Consider the following 13,275-nt stretch of genomic DNA (forward strand, 5'->3'; position numbering starts at 1 on the left):
CTCTTCGACACCTGCATCATCTCCGATTACACTCGACCCGGATTTTATTGCGAAAGGCTGTCTCATGACCTCATTCCCGCTGACTCACCTTGAAGTCTGTATTGATAACATTGAATCACTTCATGCCGCACAGCAAGGTGGCGCAACCCGCATCGAACTCTGCTCATCTCTTTCACTCGGCGGACTCACCCCAAGTGCCGGCTTCATGCGTCAGACTGCACGCCTGTCGACTGTGCCTGTCTACGCCATGATCCGGCCGCGACAAGGCGACTTTTTGTTTTCCGGCGAAGACATGGATATCATGCTGGCCGATATTCATGCAGCCAGACAGGCAGGTTTACAAGGCGTGGTACTCGGCGTGTTAACACCGGATGGCCGGGTCGATACGAACCAGCTCGCTGCACTGATGCAAGCTGCAAACGGACTGGGCGTGACCTTCCACCGCGCCATTGATCAGTGTACCGACTACCGTGAAGCACTGGACAGCCTGATGAATGCCGGATGTGAGCGCGTACTGACATCCGGCCTGAAGGCATCGGCTCTGGAAGGTGCTGAAACACTGGCAGACATGGTCCGCTACTGCGGCAACCGACTCAGCATTATGGCCGGCGCCGGCGTCACAGCCGACAACGCCTCACAGATTCTGTCCCGAACCGGCGTCAAAGAGTTACACCTGTCCGGTAAGACAACACGGCCAAGTCAGATGACTCATCTTGCCTCAGAAGCCCATATGGGAAGTCAGGACGTGGATGACTTTTCTATACCGGTCACCGACTGCGAGAAAATAGCGGCGGTGCGCAAAGCACTCAGATAGACAGCCGAAGACAAACAAAAAAAGGCCTGCAATCTGGCAGGCCTGTGATTTAAAAACCTTTAATCTTATCAACCGGATGAGGAACCCTCGGCTGATTACCAAACCGCTCTGAAAACCAGATGTATCGCGAGCACTCTCGATCCGAAATTTTGTCTTCCGGATTGATCAGATAACTTGTGGTGGCCTGATCAATACACGTGTTATCACTGTAACTAAAGCCATGATTCACATAGTCATGCATCGTCAGGAAGCTCGCTGAATTTCCGAGTGCCTGCACCATTTCCTGCGCCCAGGTATATGGTGTAGCCGGGTCATACTGGCCCCCAATGACTAATATTTGCTGGCCATTTAACTTCAAACCCAGATCAGACATATCCGCAACCGGATCCCGCTGGGCTTGCCATCCCAGACAAAGTTCAGCTGTTTCTTCATGGGTTAATTTACCATACAACGCTGAAGCATCTTCATAACGGTATTGAGAGGATAAAATCTCACTATTTGACAATGGGATCCTTTCATCGGTACAAACAACAGCCTGGAACAAGGCACTGTCCCGGAGATCATCCGCCGCTAGCCGTGAGTATTGGTTATTACGACGCAGCCAGGCTAAATCCAAGATCAGCGATCGCCTTTTATCTTCATCCAATAAGCTTCTCAGCGAGAAATTGATTATCTGCCACTCATTCTCAGATTCTCTGGCCACCGTTGCGTTCATCGCCTGAGCCACTTTCTCTTTATCCAGATTTCCGTCAAGAGCTGCATAGCTACCATTGACGAACGCTGCTTCCATGACGGTACGATACCGGGCATCGCGGTCCGGAAAATTCTTATAATCTAACCGATACGCGGCAATTTTCTCGTAACCGGCTGCATTACCTAATCTGATTTCAATATTATTCGCCAGAGAAGGAGACATCGGCGAATCCAGCACAATGGCACGAACACGCTCCGGGAAAGTATTGGCATACAAGGCTCCCAAACGCGTTCCGTATGAATACCCAAGGAACGTTAGCTTTTCATCACCAAGTTTTTCACGAAGCCTGTCAATATCATGAACCACAGAATTACTGCCAAGAAACGGCGCAATTTGTCTGAAAGTATTCTCACAATTTCCGGTTTCATTGTATTCAGCAACCGCACATTGCGTTAACGAATCAGCGAACGCACTGAGACCAGCCCCTCTTGGATCGATCCCGACAATATCAAACCGGTCTAAAATTTCAGCAGGGAATAATCTCTCAGCCATGTAAGCGGCACTTTGAACGGCTTCGGCTCCTGGCCCGCCAAAGTTCATCAGCAAAGCGCCGATACGTTCAGCAGGATTGCGCGCAGGGTGGACACCATAAAATATGTCGACCATATCCCCGTCCGGCTGTGAGTAATCCTTAGGAACCTGCAGAAAATCACAGGTCATGTTGTCAGGGCAATTTTGCTCAATTAACTGTTGTCTGGCTGAAAAATGGTTATTTTTATCGCCGCCACAGCCAGCTAAAAACAAACATACAAGCGCTCCAATTGCTAACGTCTTCATTTTACTACCCTTGAATTTTTGAGCGTTTTCATCATTACTCACTTTGTCCCGAAAAATGCTGGAACTGATATAAAATCAAGCAATTGCCAGATAAAAACAGTTCACCGGAATATTACTTTCAGTATCTCTTATGCTTGATGCAACATTTTGAAACATATGCACTTGAAACAATAAAAGTCAGCCGGGATGATACCAGTAACTGTGCACACCGTTCTATAAAAACGGAGTAAGATATGAGTAGTTTTGATTTAAGTAAGAAATTGAAAAAGAAAGATTATGATGAGGCGCTCGAACTTCTCCAAATCGAGCTGGTGAAATGCCAGGAATGGGTCAAGCAGGAAGGCTTGCGCATTGTGGTGATATTTGAAGGCCGGGATGCTGCGGGCAAAGGCGGCACCATCAAGCGGATCACGGAAAAGCTCAACCCGCGTGTGTGCCGGGTCGTCGCTTTACCCAAGCCAACAGAAAAAGAACGTTCCCAGTGGTATTTTCAGCGGTATGTCGAGCAACTTCCTGCCGCGGGTGAGATCGTCCTGTTCGACCGAAGCTGGTACAACCGGGCTGGCGTCGAAAAGGTGATGGGCTTTTGTACCGGCGAGGAGTACGAAGAGTTTCTGCTGGCGTGCCCTGAATTCGAACGCATGTTGCAGCGCTCAGGGATCATTTTGATTAAATACTGGTTTTCCGTTTCCGATGAAGAACAGGAAAAACGCTTTCTGGAACGAATCAATACGCCCATCAAACGCTGGAAGTTCAGCCCGATGGATCTGGAATCCCGTTCCCGTTGGGCAGACTATTCAGCGGCCAAAGACAAGATGTTTGCCCATACCGATACCAAACAAAGTCCCTGGTGGGTGGTCGACAGCGATGATAAGAAAAAAGCCCGCATCAACTGCATATCCCACATGCTGAGCCAGATCCCTTACGAAGACATTGAGTACCCTGAAGTCGTGCTGCCGGAGATCAACCAGGAAGGTTATTCTCGTCCGCCGATGGATGAACAGACGTTCGTGCCTGATCGTTTTGATAAAAATGGCGACTAGTATCCAGGGGACTTATCAGACAAACAGGGAGCCTTCTGGCTCCCTGTTGTTCAGCGATGACTGTCGAGAAAATTTTCCATTTCCTGCGGGCTGGTATGACGAATATCCTTCCCTTTCACAAAATAAATAATGTACTCACAGATGTTCTGGCACCGGTCACCGACCCGCTCAATGGACCGGGCTGACCACATCACCTGCAGCACATTCGGAATCGAACGCGGATCTTCCATCATATAAGTCATCAGCTGACGAATGATCGCTTCATATTCCTTATCAATCCGGTCGTCTTCCTGATAAACACGGATCGCGGCTTTCACATCCATCCGGGCAAAAGCATCCAGTACCTCATGCAGCATACGGGCGGCATGCTGACCCAGTGCTTCCAGTGATACCAGCAGGTTGTACTGCTTGTTGGTAAAGTTTTCCAGAGCGACTTTAGCAATGCTTTCCGCAACATCCCCGATCCGCTCCAGATCCGTAATGGTTTTGATGATGGCAATCACCAGACGCAGATCACTGGCTGTCGGCTGTCGCTTGGCAATGATCCGGGTACAGGCCTCATCAATCGCGACCTCCATCGCATTGACCTTGTGATCGTCCTTAATCACCCGACGTGCCAGATCCACATCCTGCTTGTGCATAGCTTTCAGGGCATCCGTCAGTTGCTGCTCAACCAGTCCGCCCATCGCCAGCACATGAGAGCGGATACTTTCCAGTTCTGCGTTAAACTGGCCGGAGATATGACGGCTAAGACTCAAATTATCCAATCTGTAACTCCTCAGCCGTACCGGCCAGTAATGTAATCTTCTGTGCGTTTCTCTTTCGGGGTGGTGAAAATATCATTGGTAGACGCATATTCCACCAGCTCTCCCATGTGCATAAAGGCGGTATTGTCCGAGACCCGGGCAGCCTGCTGCATGTTATGCGTCACGATAATCACCGTGTACTTTTTCTTGAGATCGTTAATCAGCTCTTCAATGGTCAGGGTCGATATCGGGTCCAGCGCCGACGTTGGCTCATCCAGCAGAATCACTTCGGGCTCAATCGCAATTGCACGGGCGATCACCAGCCGCTGCTGCTGCCCCCCCGACAGACCAAAGGCATTTTCATGCAACCGATCTTTGACTTCGTCCCACAAAGCCGCGCCACGCAGTGAGTTTTCCACCGCATCATCCAGTACCCGGGTGTTTTTCACCCCCTGCAGACGCAGGCCGTACACCACATTTTCATAAATCGATTTAGGAAACGGATTCGGCCGTTGAAACACCATTCCTACCCGGCGGCGCAATGAGGCAACATCCACATCCTGATCATAGATGTTTCTGCCGTGCAGCAGGATCTGACCTTCCACCCGGCATCCTTCCACCAGTTCATTCATTCGGTTAATACAACGGAGAAGCGTCGATTTACCGCAGCCTGACGGACCGATAAAAGCCGTCACCTGCCCTTTGGCAATCTTCATGTCGATATGATACAGCGCCTGTTTCTGACCATAGAACAGATCCAGCCCGTCAATGGTCAGGGCAGTTTTCTCCTCGGGTAATGCGGTCAGATCGACTGGCTTGAGCAAGTCCATACTGGCGTTGAATGAAAACATCTACATCCTTCTCGTTATTGTTCCAGATCGCGGAATTTCTCCCGCAGGTGATTACGAATCCCGATCGCGGTCAGGTTCAGCCCCACAATCACAGTGACCAGCAGCAGCGAAGTGGCAAACACCAATGGCCGGGCTGCTTCAACATTCGGACTTTGAAAGCCCACATCATAAATATGGTAGCCAAGATGCATGAACTTCCGATCTAAATGTAAATACGGAAACTGAGCATCGACCGGCAGGGACGGCGCCATTTTCACGACTCCGACCAGCATCAGCGGTGCAACTTCACCGGCTGCCCTCGCCACCGCCAGGATCAGACCGGTCATAATGGCAGGACTGGCCATTGGAATCACAATGCGCCACAACGTTTCAGCCTGTGTAGCCCCTAAGGCCAGCGAGCCGTGGCGAATCGAAGGCGGGATCCTTGCCAGCCCCTCCTCTGTAGAAACAATCACCACGGGCAGGGTCAAAATCGCCAGTGTCAGTGCCGACCATAAAATGCCCGGCGTTCCGAAAGTCGGGGCAGGCAGCTGATCGGAAAAGAAAATCTCATCAATCGTGCCGCCAATCATATAAACAAAAAAGCCGAGACCAAAAACTCCGTACACAATCGACGGAACACCCGCCAGATTGATGACCGCCACCCGAATCAGACGGGTAAACCGGTTCTGCTCAGCGTATTCATGTAAGTATATCGCGGCCAGTACCCCTAATGGCGTCACGATAACACTCATCAGTAATACCATCAGCACGGTGCCGAAAATAGCAGGAAACACACCGCCTTCCGTATTGGCTTCACGAGGCGCATCGGTCACAAAGTGTCCGACCTGGCGCCCCCAGTGCGCGACCTTTTCGCTGAAACTCATATCGTTGGGATACCAGAGATACAAAATTTCAGCCAGCGGAATACGGACCGTCTGCCCTTGTGCATCTCTGACCAGCAGTGCCTGCCCATCCAGCTTTTGCTTCATCTGCTTCAGCTGTTGCTCAACCGCTTCCAGTTGCGACTGCAATGCCTGACGCGAGGTTTCCGGAGCCGTCTGACCACGCTGATTTTTCATCCCGGCCAGTTGCCGGTACAGCGGAATATACTGACTGTCGTTCAGCTCCCGGATGGCCTCGCGCATGACTTCCGCTTCTGTCAGCCATGTTCCCAGCGACGCCAGTGACGAAACCTCATGCCGGGAGCTGCCGTCTAAAACCGCCTGCGGGTAACCGTAAAACTTACCGTTTCTTACCCGGTCCATCACCGCCACCCCGTGGGCGACAGTTTGCGAGTGGATCTGGGTTGCCAGCACGGTTACGAAATCCAGCTCTGCCAGTTCCCGGTTTCCGGTTTTAATCAGATAGCGATCAATGGTCGGGCTGTCGTTTCCCTGCAGCGAATACCCGGCTTCCAGCAGCTGCTGACGCGGCACAGCTCTGGTTTCATAAATTTCACCCAGCACGACCTGCTCCCGGTCAGCCATGCTGACCGAAAACTGGTACACAGGTGACGGCCAGAAGTAGCTCAATCCCTTCCAGCCAATCATCAGTAATAGTCCCAGTACCGCCAGCAGACTTAAACTGACTGAGCCTGCAGTCAGCCAGATCCAGGGCGATCCGGAACGCATCCATTTCAACATTGATTCTGCAACTCAGCCTTTCCCCCGGCCGTCACAGCGACTTGTATTTCTCACGCAGTCGCTGCCGGACAATTTCCGCCAGGGTATTGAAGAAAAAAGTAAAGACAAACAACACAAAAGCCGCCAGAAAGAGCACACGGTAATGGGCACTGCCAACTTCTGATTCCGGCATTTCAATCGCAATCGTCGCTGACAGCGTCCGTAAGCCTTCCAGCACATTCCAGTCCATCAGCGGCGTATTGCCTGTCGCCATCAGGACAATCATCGTCTCACCGACCGCACGACCCAGCCCCATCATGACCGCCGAGAAGATCCCGGGACTTGCCGTCAGCAGGACCACGCGGGTCAGGGTCTGCCAGGGCGTTCCTCCCAGTGCCAGCGAGCCATGACTCAGATGTGAAGGCACAGAATAAATTGCATCTTCAGCTATCGTGAAGATCGTCGGGATCACCGCAAATCCCATGGCAATCCCGACCACCAGCGCATTCCGCTGGTCGTATCCGATTCCCCAGACATTGGTCAGATAACTGCGAATATCGCCGGCAAAAAAAGCCTGCTCAATCCAGGGGCTGAGCGAAAAACACAGATAAACCGCAAGCACTGACACCGGCATCAAAAGCAAAATATGCATCCCGGTCGGGATCCGCCGGTGCCAGCCGCCGGGCAGCATCGCCCATCCCAGCCCGACTCCCATCATCGCCAGCGGTAAGAACACCAGACTCAGAACAATACCGATCAGGTGATTTTCCACAATAGGCGCCAGCCAGATCCCTGCCAGAAATCCCAGAATCACCGTCGGTAACGCTTCCATAATCTCAACCGTCGGCTTCACCACCCGGCGCATTTTCGTGGACATGAAATACGCCGTATACACCGCACCAGCCAGTGCCAGCGGAATGGCGAAACACAGCGCATAAAACGCCGCTTTCAGTGTCCCAAATACAATCGGCATCAGGCTCAATTTAGGTTCTGCTTCATCAGACGCTGACGTCGACTGCCAGACATAGTCCGGCTCCGGATAACCTTCATACCAGACCTTCTGCCACAAACTGCTGACGCTGACTTCCGGATAAGGATTGTCAACGCGAAACAGCTGCCATTGCTCACCGGTAATCGCGAGCAGGCGATCCGCACGGGATGAAACCACCATCTGATCCGGCACCTGACTGAACAGAGACTGGCTCAGCACCGGCGCCAGGTTGTCCGAGGTGAAAAACACCTTCAGTAGCCCGTCATCCTGCAGGGCAAAAAAGCCTTTCCGATAATATTCGGGCACCAGACGGCTGAACGCGCCGCCTTCCGCGTCAAAGGTTCGCGCTGAAACCAACTGACGCAGCCCGTCTTTCACCACTTCAAACCACTGGGTCACCCGGCCGTCAGCGCCGGTAATCAACAGGGAATTCGCCCCGGACAGGGCCGTCATCGCAACGGGCGCGGCATCTTCCGGACCAACATCCTGTCGCAGACGGATCCAGGCCTGAAGTGACTGTAAATCAATGGCCAGCACCTGCCGTCCCGCCAGCACATAGAGTGTGCGGCCGTCAGGCGTGGCAATCATTTCAGTGACGGCATCCGGGATTTCCGGCATCGTCACCCTTTGTTCCTGCCAGGCATCGTTCCCGGGATTCAGTCCATGGCTGCGATGGTAGGTCAGCGCAACCAGACGCTGATCACGGGTCAGCCCGATCAGTGTTGCTGTTTCATCCCGGACAGACACAGCCAGCCGGTCTAAGGGCTGACGCTCAGGATCTAACTGGATATATGCCTGATCCAACGGATAAGAAACACTCAGACCGCCCTGACGGATCAAGGGCTTGATAACACTGACCCCGCCAGTCTTGTTCCCATACACATAGACGTTCTCATGGGGCAATGCCGCAGCAAAACTGACCGGGTGATCCATGACGGATATATGTTTACGGGTATCCGGATGCGCCGCATGGGCGAGCGATACCAGACTGACCTGTCCGTCCGATGAAAAATGAAAGGCGTAGGTATTCTGCTCGTTCAGACGCACAGCCTGCGTACCGGACAAGGGCACGGTGAATGACTGAAGAGATGTGATCCGGGCTGGCGAAAAAACTGGCACGATCACATAGAGCAGATAGAAAAAGATCAGAACCAGAGTCAGAAGGACAGAAATTCCACCGGCAATCACACTAAAACGCGCCACCCTGTCTTTCAGCTGACGGCGACGGCTATCGTTCGTCAAAAATGCACCGGCATCTGCCATTCTCACCCCATGAAAATTACAAACTGACAAAGTATATGTCTGCAAGATGACAATTATATTACACCTGCGGTAAGTTTTTCATTTGTCGGATGAAACTGTGCAGCAGTTAGAAGGTTGACATCAAATTGTCACAAAAAACGAATAATCTGAAGGCTTTATGACGGCAGCCTGATTCTGGGAACTCAATGCATATCCTGTCTGGACATAAACTGAGGGTGGTCAGATAATGAATTGAACCGCTACCAGAAGGAGACGCGACATGAAACATCTTGTTATCACTGTCATCGGCCAGGATCGCCCGGGGTTAGTCGGATCTTTATCTGACACCGTCTACAAACATCATGGAAACTGGCTGGGCAGCAGCATGAGCAAGCTGGCCGGACAGTTCGCTGGGATCCTCCAGGTGGATGTCCCCGAAGAATCGGTTAAATCGCTGCGTCAGGCCATGTCAAAACTGGATGGGCTGAACATTCATATTGCTGAAGACAGCCACACCCCACCGGCCCCCAAACAGCTACAGGCACTGACCGTCACCGGCAATGACCGTCCCGGCATTGTCAAAGAGGTCACAACCCGCCTGAGCGAGCTCGGTATCAACATCCATAAACTGAAAACGGATACCCACAGTGCGCCCAACTGGGGATATCCCATTTTCACCGCGTGGTTCGAACTCGAGATCCCTGCAACACTCACGGTTGCCACGGTCCAGCAACAACTGGAAAGTCTGGCCGATGATCTGACCATCGATTTTGAGGAACCCGAGGGTATAGAAGTCCATTAATTGCTCTTGTTAGGAAAACTATGAGTACTGAACCGCTGTATATTGACAAAGAACTTAGCTGGTTGTCATTCAACGAACGTGTCCTGCAGGAAGCGGCGGACAAGTCCGTTCCCCTGATTGAACGCGTCCGTTTTCTGGGCATTTTTTCCAGCAACACGGATGAGTTTTATAAAGTTCGCTTCGCAGATGTAAAACGGCGCATTCTCATCAGCCAGGAACGTGGCGGCGATGACAATGCCAAGCATCTGCTGAGTAAGATTCAAAGCCGGGTCCTCAAAATGAATCAGGATTTCGATACCCTGTATAACGAAATCCTGCTGGAAATGGCCCGGCGCAATATTTTTCTGGTCAATGAACAGCAAATTGATGAAAACCAGACCGAATGGCTGAAACGGTATTTTCGCAACACGATTCTGCCGCATGTCACCCCGATTCTGCTTACAGACGACATTGAGCTGCTGCAGTTTCTGAAAGATGAATATTCTTATCTGGCAATTGACATGAAACAGGGCGAATCCAGCCAGTATGCACTGGTGGAAATCCCGACAGATCAATTACCCCGATTCATCAAAGTTCCTGAAGCGAAAGGGAAGAACCGGAAAACGCTGATTCTTCTGGATAACATTATCCGGCTTTGTCTGGATGACATTTTCAGTGGTTTCTTCGAATACGACAGCCTGTCTGCTTACTCGATGAAAATGACCCGGGACGCTGAATACGATCTCAGTCAGGAAGTCGATCACAGTCTTCTGGAGCAGATGTCAGAAGGTCTGAATCAGCGTCTGACGGCCATGCCGGTTCGCTTTGTGTATCAGCGGGATATGCCGGGTGAAATGATTGAAAAGCTGTGCCATCTGCTCAAGGTTTCCAGCTATGACAGTATCATTCCGGGTGGCCGTTATCATAACTTCAAGGACTTCATCAGTTTCCCGAATATCGGCCGTAAGTATCTGGAGAACAAGCCACTCCCGCCACTTGAAAGTTACCCGTTTATCAGTGCTCGCAATGCGTTCGAGGCGATTAAGGCGCAGGATATTCTGCTGTATTACCCTTATCACACCTTTAACCACATGACGGAATTTGTCCGTCAGGCCGCATTTGACCCCAAGGTCCGCAGTATCCACATCAACATTTACCGGGTCGCGAAAAATTCTCGCATCATCGATTCCATGATTGACGCCGCCAACAACGGTAAACAAGTCACGGTCGTGGTCGAACTGCAGGCCCGTTTTGATGAAGAAGCGAATATTGAGTGGGCCAGACGCCTGACTGAATCAGATGTGCGTGTCGTATTCGGTGTTCCGGGGCTGAAAATACACTCGAAGTTATGTCTGGTGACGCGTCAGGAAGACGATGCGATCGTCCGGTATGCCCATGTCGGAACCGGCAACTTCCACGAGAAAACCGCCCGTATTTATACCGACTTTTCGCTCTTCACCGCTGATCCTGAACTGACCAATGAAGTCCGCCAGGTATTCAGTTTTATTCAGAACCCTTATCGTCCGGTGAAATTCAATCAGTTAATCGTGTCGCCCAGGAACTCCCGCAGCCGGATGTATGAACTGATCGACAATGAAATTGCCAATGCCAAGCAAAAACTGCCATCGGGCATTACACTGAAGATAAATAACCTGGTGGATAAAGGGCTGATTAACCGCTTGTATCAGGCCAGCAGCGCCGGTGTGAAGATCAATATGATCATCCGCGGTATGTGCTCTCTGGTACCGGATATCCCGGGCGTCAGCGATAACATTAAAATCATCAGTATCGTCGATCGCTTCCTGGAGCATCCGCGCGTCATGGTCTTTGAGAACAATGGCGATCCGGAGATTTATATTTCATCCGCCGACTGGATGACCCGGAACATCGACAACCGGATCGAAGTCGGCTGCCCGATCCGTCAGCCCGAACTGAAACAGAAGATCATTGATATTCTGAACATCCAGTTTTCCGATACGGTGAAAGCCCGGGTGCTGGATAAAACCATGGGCAACGAGTACGTGCCGCGCGGAAACAAACGCAAGATCCGCTCTCAGATTGAAATTTACGATTACCTGAAGCAATCAGAGAAAAAACTGCAAAAACAGGCCAGCCAGAAGGCTGAAGACGTCATTACTGAGAATAACGAAAACGCCGCATGATAGAGATCGATCGTCCCCGAGAAATCGCAGCCATCGATATGGGCTCCAACAGCTTCCATATGGTGGTGGCCCGGGTGGTCGGCCACAGCCTGCAGATCGTCAGCCGCCACAAACAGCGTGTGCATCTGGCTGACGGCCTGAATGACAACATGGAACTGGATCAGGCCGCCATTCAGCGCGGCCTGAGTTGTCTGGCGATGTTTGCCGAACGGATTCAGGGGTTTGACCCGGAAAATGTCCGTATTGCCGCCACCTATACCCTGCGCCAGGCCCGGAATGCCCAGGTCTTCCTGATGCGGGCAGAAAGTGTCCTGCCTTACCCGATTGAAATCATTCCGGGAACCGAAGAAGCCCGGCTGATTTTTCTGGGTGTCGCCCATACTCAGCATGAACCCGGCCAGAAGCTGGTCGTGGATATCGGAGGCGGCAGTACTGAACTGATTATCGGTGAGGGATTTGAACCCAAACTGCAATACAGCAAGCATATGGGCTGTGTCAGTTACAATCTGCACTACTTCCCCGAAGGAAAAATTTCCGCCAAAGCCATGGCGAATGCCCAGATGGCCGCGCTGCAGAAAATGGAAAGCATCGCCAGCCAGTACAAAAAACTGGGCTGGGAAGCCGCCATTGGCGCCTCCGGCACCATCAAAGCCATTCGTGAAGTGATCATCGCACAGGGTCATGCTGATGGCATCATTACCAAAGAACGACTGGAAGAGGTCGTCAAACGGGTCACAGCCTGCAAACACAGTGATGAACTGGCACTGCCGGGGCTTACGGATGACCGAAAACCCGTCTTTGCAGCCGGAGTCGCCATTCTGAGTGCCGTCTTCAGTGCACTGAAGATCGAGGGTATGGTTTTTTCTGATGGGGCATTGCGCGAAGGTCTGCTCTATGAGATGGAAGAGCGGTTTCGCCACAGTGATATCCGCAGCCGGACAGCCATCGCCATGGCCACTCAGTACAATGTGGATATTGATCAGGCCAACAGAGTCCGGGATACCGCTGAACAGATCTACCGTCAGGCAACCTCAAATGGCACCCACACCGAGCTGGCCGCTTTACTGAGCTGGGGAGCCCAGCTCCACGAAGTCGGACTCAGCATCAGTTATCCGGGCTTTCACCGCCATTCGGCCTATCTGCTGCGTCACAGCACCATGCCGGGCTTCAACCTGGAAGAGCAGACCGTTCTGGCAACTTTAGTCCGCTTTCAGCGTAAATCACTCAAACTCGACGAAATGCCCGAGCTGAGCATTTATAAACGCAAGCACCTCTACCCGATGATCCGGGCGTTACGGCTGGCCGTCGCCCTGCATGGTCAGCGGACTGACGAAGCGTTGCCTTCCATGGTTCTGACCGCGGATAAAGAAAAATGGCTGCTCAGCCTGCCCGATGGCTGGCAGACCAACAACCGCCTGCTGGCCGCCGATCTGACCAAAGAGCAGGACTACTGGCGAAAAGCCGGCTGGGAGCTTGTGATCAATCCGCTAGAGGAATTGGACTAACCCAT

Annotated in this window: 10 protein-coding genes; 5 read left to right on the forward strand and 5 right to left on the reverse strand. The window is 51.9% G+C overall.

The genetic code is table 11. The annotated features are described in order from the left end of the window. Window positions 1-64 precede the first annotated feature (64 nt). The gene (locus L4174_RS12630) at window positions 65-814 is read left to right on the forward strand and encodes a copper homeostasis protein CutC (protein WP_248141227.1); all 750 of its coding nucleotides are present in this window, start codon (window positions 65-67) and stop codon (window positions 812-814) included. Between the two features lie 49 nt (window positions 815-863). Here the strand turns inward: L4174_RS12630 and L4174_RS12635 are convergent, their stop codons facing one another. Further along, window positions 864-2,387: an alpha/beta hydrolase gene (locus tag L4174_RS12635; protein ID WP_248141228.1), complete on the reverse strand. Its 1,524-nt coding sequence runs from the start codon at window positions 2,385-2,387 to the stop codon at window positions 864-866. A gap of 191 nt (window positions 2,388-2,578) precedes the next feature. On the opposite strand from L4174_RS12635, the gene ppk2 reads away from it, so the two are divergent. Next, window positions 2,579-3,388: a polyphosphate kinase 2 gene (ppk2, locus tag L4174_RS12640; RefSeq protein ID WP_248141229.1), complete on the forward strand. Its 810-nt coding sequence runs from the start codon at window positions 2,579-2,581 to the stop codon at window positions 3,386-3,388. Window positions 3,389-3,438: 50 nt separating this feature from the next. Here the strand turns inward: ppk2 and phoU are convergent, their stop codons facing one another. The 4 genes from phoU to L4174_RS12660 are packed head-to-tail and all read right to left on the reverse strand — an operon-like array spanning window position 3,439 to window position 8,843. Beyond that, window positions 3,439-4,155, reverse strand: a complete 717-nt coding sequence (gene phoU / locus L4174_RS12645) for a phosphate signaling complex protein PhoU (protein ID WP_248141230.1) — start codon at window positions 4,153-4,155, stop codon at window positions 3,439-3,441. An 11-nt stretch (window positions 4,156-4,166) separates the two neighbouring features. Next, a complete protein-coding gene (gene pstB, locus L4174_RS12650) occupies window positions 4,167-4,985 on the reverse strand; it encodes a phosphate ABC transporter ATP-binding protein PstB (RefSeq protein WP_248141231.1) in 819 nt (272 codons plus the stop codon). 14 nt (window positions 4,986-4,999) lie between these two features. Next, window positions 5,000-6,610, reverse strand: a complete 1,611-nt coding sequence (pstA, locus tag L4174_RS12655; protein WP_248141232.1) for a phosphate ABC transporter permease PstA — start codon at window positions 6,608-6,610, stop codon at window positions 5,000-5,002. Between the two features lie 31 nt (window positions 6,611-6,641). Beyond that, window positions 6,642-8,843 carry an ABC transporter permease subunit gene (locus L4174_RS12660; protein ID WP_248141233.1) on the reverse strand — a complete coding sequence of 734 codons (2,202 nt, stop codon included), beginning with the start codon at window positions 8,841-8,843 and terminating at the stop codon, window positions 6,642-6,644. Window positions 8,844-9,102: 259 nt separating this feature from the next. On the opposite strand from L4174_RS12660, the gene L4174_RS12665 reads away from it, so the two are divergent. From L4174_RS12665 to ppx, 3 genes are read left to right on the forward strand one after another with little or no spacing between them, the layout of a single operon-like run. Continuing rightward, a complete protein-coding gene (locus L4174_RS12665) occupies window positions 9,103-9,624 on the forward strand; it encodes a glycine cleavage system protein R (RefSeq protein ID WP_248141234.1) in 522 nt (173 codons plus the stop codon). Between the two features lie 20 nt (window positions 9,625-9,644). Then, the gene (gene ppk1, locus L4174_RS12670) at window positions 9,645-11,765 is read left to right on the forward strand and encodes a polyphosphate kinase 1 (RefSeq protein ID WP_248141235.1); all 2,121 of its coding nucleotides are present in this window, start codon (window positions 9,645-9,647) and stop codon (window positions 11,763-11,765) included. Then, a complete protein-coding gene (ppx, locus tag L4174_RS12675; RefSeq protein WP_248141236.1) occupies window positions 11,762-13,270 on the forward strand; it encodes an exopolyphosphatase in 1,509 nt (502 codons plus the stop codon). The genes ppk1 and ppx overlap by 4 nt, the downstream gene beginning before the upstream one ends. Window positions 13,271-13,275 lie beyond the last annotated feature (5 nt).

The organism is Photobacterium sp. CCB-ST2H9 (assembly GCF_023151555.2).
Taxonomy (GTDB): Bacteria; Pseudomonadota; Gammaproteobacteria; order Enterobacterales; family Vibrionaceae; genus Photobacterium.